The organism is Pseudomonas sp. NFACC14 (genome assembly GCF_900106885.1).
Taxonomy (GTDB): Bacteria; Pseudomonadota; Gammaproteobacteria; order Pseudomonadales; family Pseudomonadaceae; genus Aquipseudomonas; species Aquipseudomonas fluorescens_AA.
Genome location: NZ_FNOA01000001.1, coordinates 788,041 through 803,204 on the forward strand (window position 1 = coordinate 788,041; position 15,164 = coordinate 803,204).

Annotated in this window: 12 protein-coding genes; 3 read left to right on the plus strand and 9 right to left on the minus strand. The window is 59.8% G+C overall.

Annotation, left to right across the window (positions count from 1 at the left end; translation table 11 throughout):
* Positions 1-49: 49 nt before the first annotated feature.
* From BLU85_RS03715 to kdpF, 5 genes are all read right to left on the minus strand, one after another.
* A complete protein-coding gene (locus tag BLU85_RS03715) occupies positions 50-2,701 on the minus strand; it encodes a sensor histidine kinase (RefSeq protein WP_092197653.1) in 2,652 nt (883 codons plus the stop codon).
* Positions 2,702-2,833: 132 nt separating this feature from the next.
* The gene (gene kdpC / locus BLU85_RS03720; protein ID WP_092197655.1) at positions 2,834-3,379 is read right to left on the minus strand and encodes a potassium-transporting ATPase subunit KdpC; all 546 of its coding nucleotides are present in this window, start codon (positions 3,377-3,379) and stop codon (positions 2,834-2,836) included.
* A gap of 138 nt (positions 3,380-3,517) precedes the next feature.
* The gene (gene kdpB, locus BLU85_RS03725) at positions 3,518-5,572 is read right to left on the minus strand and encodes a potassium-transporting ATPase subunit KdpB (protein WP_092197657.1); all 2,055 of its coding nucleotides are present in this window, start codon (positions 5,570-5,572) and stop codon (positions 3,518-3,520) included.
* A gap of 10 nt (positions 5,573-5,582) precedes the next feature.
* Positions 5,583-7,277 (minus strand): potassium-transporting ATPase subunit KdpA, encoded by a 1,695-nt coding sequence (gene kdpA, locus BLU85_RS03730; RefSeq protein WP_092197659.1) that lies wholly within the window; start codon positions 7,275-7,277, stop codon positions 5,583-5,585.
* An 8-nt stretch (positions 7,278-7,285) separates the two neighbouring features.
* Entirely contained in the window at positions 7,286-7,375 is a 90-nt protein-coding gene (gene kdpF, locus BLU85_RS03735) for a K(+)-transporting ATPase subunit F (protein WP_003218754.1), read from the minus strand.
* A 385-nt stretch (positions 7,376-7,760) separates the two neighbouring features.
* Here kdpF and eat point away from each other — a divergent pair, with 385 nt between their 5' ends.
* Both eat and BLU85_RS03745 read left to right on the plus strand, forming a co-directional pair.
* A complete protein-coding gene (gene eat / locus BLU85_RS03740) occupies positions 7,761-9,125 on the plus strand; it encodes an ethanolamine permease (protein WP_092197661.1) in 1,365 nt (454 codons plus the stop codon).
* A gap of 120 nt (positions 9,126-9,245) precedes the next feature.
* Positions 9,246-9,413 carry a DUF2897 family protein gene (locus BLU85_RS03745; RefSeq protein WP_003183831.1) on the plus strand — a complete coding sequence of 56 codons (168 nt, stop codon included), beginning with the start codon at positions 9,246-9,248 and terminating at the stop codon, positions 9,411-9,413.
* A gap of 225 nt (positions 9,414-9,638) precedes the next feature.
* Here BLU85_RS03745 and BLU85_RS03750 read toward each other — a convergent pair whose 3' ends face one another.
* Both BLU85_RS03750 and BLU85_RS03755 read right to left on the minus strand, forming a co-directional pair.
* Positions 9,639-10,490: an urea carboxylase-associated family protein gene (locus BLU85_RS03750; RefSeq protein ID WP_092197663.1), complete on the minus strand. Its 852-nt coding sequence runs from the start codon at positions 10,488-10,490 to the stop codon at positions 9,639-9,641.
* Positions 10,491-10,717: 227 nt separating this feature from the next.
* On the minus strand, positions 10,718-11,050 hold the full coding sequence (locus BLU85_RS03755; protein ID WP_092197665.1) for a ComEA family DNA-binding protein: 333 nt from the start codon (positions 11,048-11,050) through the stop codon (positions 10,718-10,720).
* Between the two features lie 417 nt (positions 11,051-11,467).
* On the opposite strand from BLU85_RS03755, the gene BLU85_RS03760 reads away from it, so the two are divergent.
* Positions 11,468-11,962, plus strand: a complete 495-nt coding sequence (locus tag BLU85_RS03760; protein WP_092197667.1) for an acyltransferase — start codon at positions 11,468-11,470, stop codon at positions 11,960-11,962.
* Between the two features lie 95 nt (positions 11,963-12,057).
* Here BLU85_RS03760 and BLU85_RS03765 read toward each other — a convergent pair whose 3' ends face one another.
* Together BLU85_RS03765 and BLU85_RS03770 are read right to left on the minus strand one after the other, a co-directional pair.
* Complete coding sequence (locus BLU85_RS03765; RefSeq protein WP_092197669.1) at positions 12,058-14,052, minus strand: polysaccharide biosynthesis protein; 1,995 nt, start codon at positions 14,050-14,052, stop codon at positions 12,058-12,060.
* Positions 14,053-14,136: 84 nt separating this feature from the next.
* Positions 14,137-15,153 carry an MraY family glycosyltransferase gene (locus tag BLU85_RS03770; protein WP_092197671.1) on the minus strand — a complete coding sequence of 339 codons (1,017 nt, stop codon included), beginning with the start codon at positions 15,151-15,153 and terminating at the stop codon, positions 14,137-14,139.
* Positions 15,154-15,164: the final 11 nt, after the last annotated feature.

Below are 15,164 nucleotides of genomic sequence, written 5' to 3' on the forward strand. Positions count from 1 at the left end.
CAATCCAGTGGAAAGGCACGCAAGTGACAAGAGAGTATCTCAGCCAGGCTCAAGCTTCATCGTCCATGCCCGGTTGCGCCTGCAACGGCAAGTGCAACGTGATGCAGGTGCCGCGTCCGTCGAGGCCATCGGCCACGCTGATTCGCCCGCCGTGGGCACCGACCATGCCCTGGCAGATCGCCAATCCCAAGCCTGTGCCCTGCCCGCCCCGATCACCGCGCGCGGCGGTGTAGAACATATCGAAGATTTTCTCCCGCTCCTCTTCAGGAATCCCGGGGCCTTCATCGGCCACGGCAAAAAACACCTCGTTGGCGGTCGCCCCGGCACACAGCAGCAGGCGTCCTTGGGCTGGCGAGAACCGCGCCGCGTTCTCCAGCACGTTCACCAGGGCCTGCTCGATCAACGCTGCATGCACATACAACAAGGGCAATTCAGCCGGCACCTCGACCGTGAGCGCCAGGGGCGCCAACACCGCTCGCAGGCGATTCAGCGCACTGCCAACGATGTCAGCCGGCGCCACCCAGTCCCGCGCCAGCTTCAGGGCGCCGTGGCCGAGACGAGTCATGTCCAGCAAGTTCTGGATGTAGCGATCCAACCGCTCGGCTTCATCGCGGGTACCTTCGAGCAGCTCGCGACGATCGGCCAGCGGGATCGCCTCCCCCAGCGCCAACAGGCTGTCGATGCTGCCGCGCATGGCGGTCAGCGGTGTGCGCAGATCGTGGGACACGGAAGCCAGCAAAGCGCTGCGCAGTTGCTCGGTTTCGCCATGCAGGCGCGCCGCTTCCAGGTCCTGGGCCAGTTGCGCCCGAGCCAGCGCCTGGGCCAATGGCTGGCTGAGGGCCGCCAGCAAACGGCGACGCTGACCACTCAGGGGCTGGCCTTCTTTCGGACAGACACCCAGCAAGGCCAGCGGCCCGCCCTCCGCCGACAACGGCCACCACCACCAACGCCCGGAAGGCAGTGTCCCGGTGCCGGCGCCGGCCGACTGATCGTGCTGCCAGGACCAGTCGGCCGCCGCGCGCTCGGCCTCGGTGAGGGTCAACGGCTCGCCGCTTTCGACTTTCCAACCGCCCTGGCTGTCGCGGTCGAGCAGGCATAGCTGCAAGTCGTGCCAACCGTTGAGATGCTGCGCGGCGGCGCTGATCACGGCCTGGCGGTCGGTGGCGGCAGTGAGTTTGCGGGACAGGTCCAGCAGTTCGCCGGTTTCCTGTTGGGTGTCGCGCAGGGCCTGCAACTGGCGGCGCTGGCGAGCGGCCAGGTTGCCGGTCAGGGCCGCCATGAGCAGGAAAAACACCAGCGTCAGCACGTCTTCTTCGCGCTGGATGGTCAGGGAAAAATTCGGCGGTATGAACAGGAAATCATAGGCCAGGAACGACAGCGCCGCGCAGGCCAGCGCCGGGCCGAGGCTGCTGCGTACGGCCACCAGCAACACCGCCATCAGGAACACCAGGGAGATATTGGGCAAGGCCAGCAATCCCGAGATTCCCCAGGCCAATGCGCTGGCCACCACGGTCGCCAGCAACGCCAGCACATAATCGAATCTGGTCTGGACGGCGCCTGAGTGCACGCGGGCGGGACGCGGTTGCTCATCGCTGTCCAACACATTGATTTCCAGGCCCCGGGCATCGCGCAGCAGGCGCGAAGCGAGGCCGCCGCCAAACAGCCGTCGGCGCAGGCGCGGCCGGGACTGGCCCACCAGCACCAGCGTGGCGCGACGTTCGCTGGCGTGCTGGATCAGCGTCCTGGCCACTTCGCCGGCCCGCAGCAGCACCACTTCGCCGCCGAGGCGTTCAGCCAGTTGCTGGGCATTCTGCAGGCGCTGGCGCGAGGCCTCGTCACGGGCGCTGCCGTTGTCCACGTGCACCAGGCTCCACGGCAAATGTCGACGCTGGGCGACGCGGCTGGCATGGCGCACCAGGCGTTCAGCCTGCACATCACCGTCCACCCCCACCAGCAAGCGCCCGCGCACCGCCGGCGCGGCCTGGCCCAGTTGTCGATAGCCCAGGGCCAGATCATTGTCGACCTGGGCGGCGGCGGTCTGCATCGCCAGCTCACGCAACGCGGTCAGGTTGGTCTGGGAGAAAAACGCATCGATCGCCGCCCGGGCCTGTTCCGGCACGTAGACCTTGCCATCGCGCAGACGCTCCAGCAGCTCACGGGGTGGCAGGTCGATCAGCAGCAGTTCATCGGCTTCCTGCAGGACCCAGTCCGGCAACGTCTCGCGTACCTGCACGCCGGTGATGCCGCGTACTTGGTCGTTGAGGCTTTCCAGATGCTGGACATTGACCGTGGTATAGACGTCGATGCCCGCCGCGAGCAGTTCCTGAATGTCCTGCCAGCGCTTGGCATGACGGCTGCCGGGGGCGTTGCTGTGGGCCAGTTCGTCCACCAGGACCAGGTGCGGCCGGGCGGCGAGCAAGCCGTCGAGATCCATTTCCTCGAGCATCACCCCGCGATATTCCGAGCGCACCAACGGCTGCTGCGCCAGGCCGCCGAGCAGCGCTTCGGTTTCGCTTCGGCCGTGGGTCTCCACCACCCCGGCGATGACCGTCACGCCTTGGCGCAGTTGGGTGTGAGCCGCTTGCAGCATGGCGTAGGTCTTGCCGACACCGGGGGCCGCGCCAAGAAAGACCTTGAGCCGGCCACGGCCGTTGCGGGGCAGATTGGCTAACAGTGCGTCGGCGCGGCCGGAGTCGCTCATGCTGGGGATTCTCTTGTTTCGAATGGGTTCAGCCATCCTGTGGGAGCGAGCTTGCTCGCGATAGCGGCAGCTCAGCGAACATTGATGGTGACTGATACACCCTCATCGCGAGCAAGCTCGCTCCCACAGGTTCTACAGTTTTTCCAGGGCCAGGTTCAGCGCCAGCACATTCACCACCGGTGGGCCCACCAGGGGTTGCTCGATGTTGTCGTCGAGCAATTGCTGCAAGGTCGAGGCCGGCAGGTTGCGCGCGGCGGCGACACGCGCCAGTTGATAGGCAATTGCCGCCGGAGGCAAGTGCGGATCCAGCCCGCTGCCGGAGGTGGTCAGCGATGCCAGCGGCACCGGGCCCTGACCAGGCACCTGAAGTTTGCGGGCGTCGTCGATCACTCGTGTGGCCAGGGCCGGATTGCTCGGGGAGAAATTGCTGGCACCGCTGGCGACCGTGGCGAAGGCACCGGCCGATGGCCGTGGATGAAACCAGGCATCGCCGGTGAAATCCTGGGCGATCAGCGTCGAGCCACGGACCTTGCCGGCGGCATCGACGATCAGGCTGCCGTTGGCTTGGGTGGGAAAGGCGACTTGCGCCACGCCGGTGACCACCAGTGGGTAGGCGACACCGGTGATCAGGCTCATCAGCAATAACAGGCTCAAGGCCGGGCGAATCAGAGTGGACATTTCAAAATCCTCGATTGAAGTAAATCCTGGGAATCGCCTTGTGGGAGCAAAGCTTGCTCGCGATGCAGACACTTCGATCCCAAGCAAGACCGCGTCATCGTTCATCGCGGGCAAGCCTTGCTCCCACAAATGGTGAACTCAAACCAGGTGCAACGCCGTCAGCAACATATCGATCGCCTTGATCCCCACGAACGGCACCACGATCCCGCCCAGGCCATAGATCAACAGATTGCGCCGCAACAGCGCCGCCGCGCTTGCCGCTTGCACGCGCACGCCGCGCAGGGCCAGAGGGATGAGCACGACGATGATCAAGGCGTTGAAGACAATGGCCGACAAAATCGCGCTCTGCGGGCTGCTCAGGTGCATCACGTTCAGCACGCCGAGCTGTGGATAAATCGACGCGAACAGGGCCGGCAGGATGGCGAAATACTTGGCGATGTCGTTGGCGATGGAAAAGGTGGTCAGCGCCCCACGGGTCACCAACAGCTCCTTGCCGATCTGCACCACGTCGAGCAGTTTGGTCGGGTCGCTGTCGAGGTCGACCATGTTGGCCGCTTCCCGCGCGGCCTGGGTGCCGTCGTTCATTGCCATGCCGACATCGGCCTGGGCCAGGGCCGGGGCGTCGTTCGCGCCGTCGCCGCACATGGCCACCAGCCGACCGTCATTTTGTTCGTGACGGATACGCGCCAGTTTTTTCTCCGGCGTGGCCTCCGCCAGCACGTCGTCGACACCGGCCTCGGCGGCAATCGCGGCGGCAGTCAGCGGGTTGTCGCCGGTGACCATCACCGTGCGAATCCCCAGCTTGCGCAGCTCGCCAAAACGCTCACGGATGCCGGGCTTGACCACGTCCTTGAGATGGATAGCGCCGAGCAGCTTGCCGTCCGCGCACACCAGCAACGGCGTACCGCCGCTCTGGGCGATCTTGTCGACTTCCCGCGCCAGGGCCGGCGGCAATTCATTGCGTGCAAGGCCGATGAAATCCAGCAACGAATCCACGGCACCCTTGCGGTAGATGCGCCCCTGATAGTCGACCCCGGACAGACGGGTTTCGGCACTGAACGGTACGGCCGTGAGTGCGTCGACGCCTGGCTCGGGCTGTGGGTGCAAACCTCGCAGGTACTCGACGATGGACTTGCCCTCGGCCGTGTCGTCAGCCAACGAGGCGAACAACGCGCCTTCGGCCAGTTCCTTGGCACTCACACCAGGGGCGGCATAGACCGCCGTACAACGCCGATTGCCAAAGGTGATGGTGCCGGTCTTGTCCAGCATCAACACATGCACGTCTCCCGCCGCCTCGACCGCACGGCCGGATTTGGCGATCACGTTCAGGCGCACCAACCGGTCCATCCCGGCGATGCCGATGGCCGACAGCAGCCCGCCGATGGTGGTGGGAATCAAGGTGACCAACAGCGCCACCAGAAACACCAGCGGCAGGCTGGCGTTGGCGAAATGGGCGAACGGTTGCAGCGTCACCACCACCAACAGGAAGATCAGCGTCAGGCCGATCAGCAGGATATCCAACGCCACCTCGTTCGGCGTTTTCTGGCGCTTGGCGCCTTCCACCAAAGCGATCATGCGGTCCAGGGTGGATTCGCCGGGATTGCTGGTGATGCGTATCAGCAGCCAGTCAGAGACCAGCCGCGTATTGCCGGTGACGGCCGAGCGGTCGCCGCCGGACTCGCGGATGACCGGTGCCGATTCGCCGGTGATCGCCGCCTCGTTGACCGCAGCGATGCCTTCGATCACCTCACCGTCGCCGGGGACCATGTCGCCGGCCTCGACGCGTACCACATCGCCTTTGCGCAGACGAGTGGCGGGGACTGTTTCGAACCCGCTGGCAGTCTGGCGACGTGCGTTGAGGCCTTCGCTGCCGGCCTTGAGGCTGTCGGCCCGGGCCTTGCCGCGCCCTTCGGCCAAGGCTTCGGCGAAGTTGGCGAACAGCACGGTGAACCAAAGCCACAGCGCAATCTGCGCGGCGACGAAGGTCGGCACCGTAGTGTCCGGAATGAAGCACAACACGGTGGTGAGGATCGCGGTCAGTTCCACCACCAGCATCACCGGGGCCCGGTGCAACTGGCGGGGATCGAGCTTGACGAAAGCTTGCACCAGCGCCGGCCGCCAGAGGGCCGACAGGTGGGTCTTCGGTTGTTCCGGCGCCTTGACGGCGACGGTTTTGCTCATCGGCATATTCATCATCAGATCCTCAGAAGCCCATGCTCAAGTGTTCGGCAATCGGCCCCAGCGCCAGGGTCGGCAGGAAGGTCAAGCCGCCCACCAGCAGGATGGTCACGGTCAACAAGGTCACGAACAGCGGGCCGTGGGTGGGAAAGCTGTTCTGGCCAATCGGCGCGGTTTTCTTCAAGGCCAGGCTGCCGGCCAATGCCAGCACCGGCAGGATGTAGCCGAACCGGCCGATCAACATGCCCAGGCCCAGCATCAGGTTGTGGAAAGGTGTGTTGGCGCCGAACCCGCCGAATGCCGAACCGTTGTTCGCTCCCGCCGAGGTGTAGGCGTACAACAACTGGCTGAACCCGTGGGCACCCGGGTTGCTCACCGCTGCGGCAGGCCCGGGCAGGCTCGCGGCGACGGCACCCAGCACCAACACACTGACGGGCATCACCAGCAGGGTTGCCACCAACAGTTGCACCTCTCGGGCGCCCAGCTTCTTGCCCAAGTATTCCGGGGTGCGACCGATCATCAAGCCAGCCAGGAACACAGCGATCAACACGTTTAACAGCATCCCGTAGAGCCCGGCCCCGACGCCGCCGAAGATCACCTCGCCGACCATCATGTTCACCAGGGCCACCATGCCACTGAGCGGGTTGAGACTGTCATGCATGGCGTTGACCGAGCCGTTGGACGCTGCCGTGGTCGTCACCGACCAGAGCACCGTGGCGGTGGTGCCGAAGCGCGTTTCCTTGCCTTCCAGCGGCGCGGTCTGTTCGACGGCTGGGTCGTTCAGGGCCGGGTTGGGCTGGTATTCGGCCCACAACGACGTCGCGCCACCGATCAGGAACAGCGCCAGCATGCAGGCGATGATCGCGCGGCTCTGACGCAGGTCCTTGACGTAATGACCGAACGTGAACACCAGCGCGGCGGGAATCAGGATGATCGACGCGAGCTCGAACAGATTGCTCCAGGCCGTCGGGTTTTCGAACGGGTGGGCCGAGTTGACGCCGAAGAAACCGCCGCCGTTGGTACCCAATTGCTTGATCGCGATCTGGCTGGCGGCCGGCCCCAGCGGGATGACCTGGTCGGCGCCCTGCATCGTGACCCCGTGCACATAGTGCGCGAAGGTCTGCGGCACGCCCTGCCAGACCAGGAACAACGCCAGCAGCAGGCACAGCGGCAACAACCCGTAGAGGGTGGCGCGGGTCATGTCGACCCAGAAATTACCCAGCGTCGTGGCGGACTTGCGCCCGATCCCGCGACACAGCGCCACCAGCACGGCCAGTCCGGTGGCGGCGCTGACGAAGTTCTGCACGGTCAGGCCGACCATCTGGCTCAGGTAGCTCAGGGACGCTTCGCCGCTGTAGGACTGCCAGTTGGTGTTGGTCATGAAACTCACGGCCGTGTTGAAGGCCTGGGTCCACTCCATGCCGGGCAGTTGCTCGGTATTGAGGGGCAGATGTCCCTGCAGCAGCAGAATCGCAAACAGCAACACAAAACCCGCCAGGTTGAACGCGAACATGGCCAGGGTGTATTTCTGCCAGCTCTGCTCAGCGCTGGAATCGACACCGGCCAGGCGATAGCAACCGCGCTCCACCGGGCCGAGGATCGGGGAAAGCCAGGTGCGCTGGCCTTCCATCACCCGGTAGTAAAAACGCCCCAGAAACGGTGCCGGAATCAGCACCAGGGCGAAAAAGGCGAGGATCAGCCCGTAGTCATAACCGTGCATAGCCGCTCCTAGTTCCGATCGGCGCGCAACAGCGCAACCAGCAGATAAATGAACAGCGCCACTGCCAGCAGCAGCGACACCCCGTCCAGAACACTCATGGGATTTCTCCGTGGTACGGCGTCGTGCCGTGTGTGGGGTGATTGTCGGCAGGGAGGCTGTAAAGGAACGAGATCGAGAGAGGGCGTGGGGGATAAAGAAAGTGTAAAAAATGAGGGGTTGGTTGGCTGGGCTGGCCCTATCGCGAGCAAGCTCGCTCGCACATTTTGATCTGTTGTCCACTGTACCTCCTATGGGAGCGAGCTTGCTCGCGATGAGGCCTGGACAGGTGCCGACGCTCTGAACTGGGGCACAAAACCAGGCCATCCGGCAGCGAACATCCCCGATACGACACGATTTCACCCATTACGACCGCCCCCGCCACACTGGCACGCCCACTGCACTGCCCCTCCCAGCGCTTTTGCTATGGATCGAGGGGAGCCACCGATGAACACACAACTCAAACCCACCCTGGGCACCCTGCATTTATGGGGCATTGCCGTCGGCCTGGTGATTTCCGGCGAGTATTTCGGCTGGAGCTATGGCTGGGGCGTGGCCGGGACGCTAGGTTTCCTGGTGACGTCCTTTATGGTGGCGGCCATGTACACCTGCTTCATTTTCAGTTTCACCGAGCTGACCACCGCCATTCCCCATGCTGGTGGGCCGTTTGCCTACAGCCGTCGCGCCTTCGGCGAGAAAGGCGGATTGATTGCAGGGCTGGCGACACTGATCGAATTCGTCTTCGCGCCGCCAGCCATTGCCCTGGCCATCGGCGCCTACCTGAACGTGCAGTTCCCGGCGCTGGACCCGAAACACGCCGCAGTCGGCGCCTATATCGTGTTCATGGGCCTGAACATCCTCGGGGTCAAATTGGCGGCGACGTTCGAGTTGATTGTCTGCGTCCTGGCGGTGGCCGAACTGCTGGTGTTCATGGGCGTCGTGGCCCCGGCGTTCAGTTTCAGCAGCTTCGCCCTGAACGGCTGGGCCGGTTCGGATGTGTTCGGCGCACCGGCCATTGCCGGCATGTTCGCCGCGATTCCCTTCGCCATCTGGTTCTTCCTGGCCATCGAAGGTGCGGCCATGGCCGCCGAAGAGGCCAAGGACCCGAAACGCACGATTCCCAAGGCCTACATCAGCGGCATCCTGACCCTGGTGTTCCTGGCGATGGGCGTGATGTTCCTGGCTGGCGGCGTCGGCGATTGGCGCACCCTGTCGAACATCAACGATCCCTTGCCCCAAGCCATGAAAACCGTGGTCGGCGAAAGCTCCGGCTGGCTGCACATGCTGGTGTGGATCGGCCTGTTCGGCCTGGTGGCGAGTTTCCACGGGATCATCCTGGGCTACTCGCGGCAGTTCTTCGCCCTGGCCCGCGCCGGCTACCTGCCCGCCTCCCTGGCCAAACTGTCACGCTTCCAGACCCCGCACCGGGCAATCATCGCCGGTGGACTGATCGGCATTGCCGCGATCTACAGCGACGGTCTGATCAACCTCGGCGGCATGACCCTGACCGCGGCGATGATCACCATGGCCGTGTTCGGTGCCATCGTCATGTACATCATGAGCATGCTCAGCCTGTTCAAGCTACGTAAAACCGAGCCCAACCTGGAACGTACTTTCCGCGCACCGGGTTATCCGATCGTGCCGGGGATCGCCCTGTTGCTGGCGCTGGTGTGCCTGGTGGCGATGGCCTGGTTCAACGCACTGATCGGGCTGATCTTCCTCGGGTTCATGGCGGCAGGCTTCGTCTACTTCATCCTCACCGCACAATTGCGCGCAGACGCGCCCGCCGATGCGATGCTGACCGGGCTTTGAGGTGAAGCCGGCCGAACGGGCGTAGTATGGAACCACTGCGAACAACCTTCGCTCATAAGTGGTAGGTGCGATGGAACGGCGAAATACTCGTTCGTCCCTCGCACCCTCAAGGAGAGCCCTATGCCCTGGTATGCCTGGTTGATTCTGATTGTTGCAATCGGCTCGATCGTTGGTGGTCTGATGATGCTGCGCGACACCGCCAACAAGGTCGAATTGACGGACGAACAGCGCAAGCGTGTTGCCGAGCGCAACGCGGAAATGGATGCGAAAGAAGCCAAGGATCGTTGAGTGCTGGCTGGCTGGCTGGCTGGCTGGCTGGCACAACACTGTGGAGTATTGCCTGACACAACACTTTTGTGGCGAGGGGATTTATCCCCGTTGGGCTGCGCAGCAGCCCCAAAACCTGTCACGCGGTCTATCTGATCGACGGGGGGGTTTAAAAGGGGGCGCTACGCGCCCCAGCGGGGATAAATCCCCTCGCCACAGAAGGCCACGTTCTGTCCGCCTACTGCGTTACTTCTCCCAATCCGCCTTGGCGATGTGCAAGCCATGCATCCCGTTGTACGCCGCCCGCTCAGGCTGGCTCCAGCCCTGCAGCAATGACTCCTCCAAACGATAGATCTCCACACCCAATGGACGGCAGACGCTGAGGGGATCCTGCGCATCCGGCCCCCACATGGCCAGCGACAGGTCGCCCCCCGGGCAGGTGGACAGTGCACACAACAGATCGATCTCGGCAAAGAATTCCAGGTAATCCCCTTTCTGCGCCGGACAGGCCTTCATGAAGTACATGTCGTCATGGTTGAGCCCGGTGCACTGGAAAATATTCAGTACGTCGTGCACGTCGAACTCCGTCAGGCCGTGGGGCAACACGGCACGGGTCAGGTTCGAATGGCAGTGATGGTGGAAATCCTCGCCGGTCAGCATCTTGTTCACATAGGGATCACAGCGCGTACCCAGCAGATCGTGCAGTCGTCCGCCATGCTCGTCGATGCCATAGCCTGCCAGGCTGTCATCGGTGATTGTCACCAGCGGCCGCAGGAATGGCAGGTTAGACCACAACCGATCATGAGTGCTGACATGGGCGCCCTGAAGTTGGCGCGTGCGCGCCGCCCACAGGCGCTCCCGTGGGTCGTGGGCGTTCCAGACGTTGAAGTCCCCCACCTGCGGGCCCACCGGGGTCGTGACGCGGAACACATGACCGGCGGGTACGTGCCAAGCTCGGCCGGTGCGGATGGGGACCTCGAACTGCTCGATCAGCGTACGCTGGTCCTGTTGGGATCGGATTCGGTCGTAAAAGGGCTTGTCCACTTGCAACGCGGAACCTTTACTTACCTGATAAGCGGCGGGGTAGTCTTTGTACATGGCAAGGCTCCTTGATTGCCTGTGAGCAAGCAGCCGATGATGCTATCAGCCTGCTACACCAACGGGATATGAACGGTCAGGTCAACTTCAATGTCATGCTTCAGTTTTGAATTGCCAACCATTGCCAGCAATGGGCAATCCGCTCCATGAGCCGACTTGAGCGGACCTCTATAAAATAAACGGAAAAGGCCAGTCCAATTCGACTGGCCTTTTCCTTTCGCCTCAGCTCAATTCACTTCCAGTTTATCTCGATTCTTGTCCAGGATTGCCTTGCCAATTCCCTTGACCTCCAGTAACTCGTCTACCGACGAAAAAGCTCCATTATTCTCACGATATGCAACAATCGCCTCAGCCTTCGCCTTACCTATCCCGGTCAGCTCGCGCTGAAGCGTCGCGGCATCTGCCTCGTTTAGACGTACCTTGCCGTCCTGCGAAGGCAGGGAGCTTTGCGCCACGGGAGGCGCTGCCACCTCAGGCTTGCCCGCCGCGGTCGCGTTTGCTGCGATTGAGGCATTGGCCAGGAGAGCAAAAATCAGAGGGTAGAAATATCCTTTACGCATAAAATGAAGCTCCTTGATATCGTCAAGAGAAAGCAGCTTTGTGAAGCTGCATTCCAAACTTAGGCGATGATGGGAGCCTGTCAAAAAAGCGAGCGTTGCAAAAAATGTAATAACGATGAGTATTTGTTAAGCCTCAGACCTCACTTGAAATTACGCTATGCCAGAGGCCCCCACGCAAGGGAAGCAGTGATGACAAAAACACATCAAGGTTCACCACCTTGAGCTGAGAAATACGCTGAAATGACCCTACTCTTGCGTTTATCGACAGCCAGAAAACTATTTAGCTTCTGCCTGTAGCACAGAAAAAATTGAGCGGTTATTTTATTCAGGCGCAGCATCAATGGCTTATAAGCCAACAGTCTACGAAACATGCCAACACAAGGGTGGCGCTTCAGCCATCCAATGGAACGGATAATAATGAGCGATCACAAAGATTACTTCGTGCATTCACACGCTTTATGCGAAACATCCCAGATAGGTAAAGGCACTCGGGTTTGGGCCTTTACCCACTTGCTACCCGGAGCGAAAATCGGTGAGGACTGCAATATTTGCGACCATGTCTTCATCGAGAATGACGTCGTCGTAGGAGACCGGGTGACAATCAAATGCGGTGTTCAACTTTGGGATGGCGTTTCCATCGGAGACGACGTATTCATTGGCCCCAACGCCACCTTCACTAATGACCGCTTTCCAAGAAGCAAGGTCTATCCTGAAAGCTTCGATAGAACCGTAATAGGCAAAGGAGCCTCACTGGGTGCCAACTGCACTATTCTTCCAGGAATAACTATCGGGGAAAACGCAATGGTTGGTGCTGGCGCAGTGGTCACCCGCTCGGTTCCCGCCAATGTCACGGTGGTGGGTAACCCAGCAAAAATATTACAACGCAAGGATAAAGATCACAGCCAGGTTTAGGCAAGCTCTCGAACGGCTTCGGTGCGAAGCTGAACGGGCACGTCCTCAATTGCTGGAAGACGTGCCCATGGGTATCAACTCACCCCTACTCTTGTTCAAGGCTCCAGCCGTCTTTGCTGATGAATCCAGTCCACTATCTCCCCATCGGGCGCATAACCACTGACTGTATCGCGCAACAGTTGACGTACGCGCGCGTAATCGTCTGATTCGACGGCGGCAATTAACTCCGTCAACTTTCCCTTTAACACATCCCAGGGTATGAAATCCTCGTTGGCACTCATAATCATCGGATGAGAAGTTTGCGCCACGTTATCGCCTATCAATAACTCCTCATACAACTTCTCTCCTGGCCGCAGCCCCGTGAATTCAATGGAGATATCCCCGTGGGGATTTTTTTCCGAACGCACGCTGAAACCAGACAGATGAATCATTTTCTCGGCCAGCTCAACGATCCTGACCGGTTCACCCATGTCCAATACAAAAACATCACCGCCCATCCCCATGGCCCCGGCTTGAATAACCAGTTGGGCCGCTTCCGGAATGGTCATGAAATATCGAGTTATTTTCGGATGAGTAACGGTAAGCGGCCCCCCAGACTTTATTTGCTTATGAAACAAAGGGATGACCGAACCTGACGACCCGAGTACATTGCCAAAACGAACCATGGTAAAACGAGTTTTATTAACACGTGATACGTTCGGGTTGTCACCAAATAATACCGGGGCGATTTCCCGGCTAAGTGCTTGCAGTGTCAGCTCTGCCAGACGCTTCGTACTACCCATCACATTGGTAGGACGTACGGCCTTGTCTGTAGAAATAAGAACAAAATTGGCAACGCCAGCCTGCAGAGCCGCCTGAGCTGTATTCAATGTTCCGACGACGTTATTCAGAACACCCGCAGCGATATTGTGCTCGACAATAGGAACATGTTTATAAGCTGCAGCATGATACACCGTATCCACTTGCCATACGCTCATCACGTCGAGCAGTTTACGTGGATTGGTTATCGAACCCAATATTGGCAAGAGACGGACAGATAGAGACTTTCTAGAGACCTGCTGTTCCAATTCGGACAAGATGCTATAAAGATTGAACTCGCTATGCTCGAACATTATTAATGTCGAGGGACGCAATTCAAGTATTTGGCGACACAGTTCCGAGCCGATCGAGCCACCGGCGCCGGTCACCATAACCACCTGCCCTTTAATGCAATGCTCGAGCAAGCTCTCCTGAGCAGGTACAGCATCACGGCCCAACAGGTCAGCGATATCGACTTCCTGGATATCGTCAACCTTCACCCGTCCGCTTGCCAAATCCATAAAGCCGGGAACGCTGCGCACGTGAAGTGGAAAACCTTCGAGGAAGCCAAGTATCTCACGACGCCTTACACGGTTTGCTGAAGGAATGGCCAGTAGAATTTCCTGCGCCCCCGTGACATCGATCATGCGTTGAATGTTTTTTGGCTTGTAGACTTGCAACCCCGCAATAACCCGGTCGGCAATACTGCTATCGTCATCAATAAACGCTATCGGACGCATAACACGTCCCATGCGTAGTGCGGCTACCAGTTGGTTACCGGCAGCACCTGCACCATAGATGGCGACCTTCGGCAGTCCATCATCACGGCTCGTAAAAGGAACGTGCTGCGCCGCAGTGAACCAGTCTCCCAGGAAATACTGGCGCATTGCCAAACGCAGGCCGCCGATCATGATCAAGCTCAGCCACCAATAGTTGAAAATGATCGATCTGGGTACGATGTTCTGATGATTGCTGTACCAGAAGACAACGATACCCAGAATCAACGAGGAGAGACTGACAGCCTTGATGATGGCGATAAGTGCGTCATTGCCAAAGTACCTCATCACCGCGCGATACATTCCAAAACGGATAAACAAGGGAATCGCTATGGCCGGCGCACTCAAGAACAGTACTTGATGAGCAGTGAAAGGGTTGATCAGCGCATCCACGCCCAAACGCACGACAAAGGAAAGCCATAACGCTAGCCAGACCAGAACGATATCTGCTGACACTTGAATCAAGCGCTTCTGTCGGCGCGATAGCTCCAGCAAAAAGGTTCGTATTTTATCCATAAATCCTTTGGTACCTAATAAAACGGCTGAACGGTCAGTCCCCTTCTCGATGAAGGTCCAGAGGCCAGACACCTAAAACAAATTCTAGTGAGTACTCTCCGTCAGGCCAGCTCGAAACCTTAGTGCCAGCATCAGCAAAGGCACATACGCTATGAGCACACCAACAACGCCTTCTAGAATCCCGTGAACCACCAGAAAAGCCATCGGTAATAACCACAGCAGGTTAAGTGCCCCCACTGTCAGTGTCACAGGCAAATGTTGCTTGTAATGCCGTGAGGCGAATTGGTAGGCGTGGCTGCGATGAGCTTCGTAGACCTTCTCTCCTCTCAGTAGACGGCGAATTAGCGTCACTGTTGCATCCACGATAAACACCCCGAGCAGGATCAGCCAGGCAAAAAATAAATCAGACGATATCCACGCAGACTGAAGGGCAAAAATGCCCAGCGTAATACCCAGGAAACCACTCCCGGCATCACCCATGAAGATCTTTGCCGGCGGATAATTCCAGCACAAAAAGCCCAGCACAGCACTGGCAAGCAACAAAGGTCCGACAAGGTTGCTATCACTGTGCAACCAACCTAGCAGCGCGGCACTCACGCAGGCTGTTATAGCCTCAACACTGGCAATACCGTCGATACCGTCCATAAAATTATAAAGATTCAACATCCATACCAAGAAAAAAGCTGCAACCACATAGCCAAGAATACCCAACTCCAGATTCACGCCGAACATGGAAAGAGGCGCGAGGCCACCAATCCAGTACAACGCCCATAGCGCAGCGATAAAGTGACCCAACAGGCGCCACCTGGCAGCGATATGGCCATGATCATCCAGAAAACCCAGGATAGCCACCAACGCTCCCGACCCCAGAAGCGCAACGACCAGATTCAATGGCAGGATCTCCAGGGAAAACGATGCCGCCACGGCTGCGCAGAAGCATAGAACAATCGCCACGCCCCCTCCTCTGGGCGTAGGTGCGGTATGGGAGCTTCGGGCATTTGGCACGTCTATAAGACTGCGAGCCAAAGCGTACCGACGCAGGATCCAGGTCAGCAGGAAAGAAGCAATCGCGATAACCGGCAAAACGAACCACAGCATCAAAAACTCCTTTA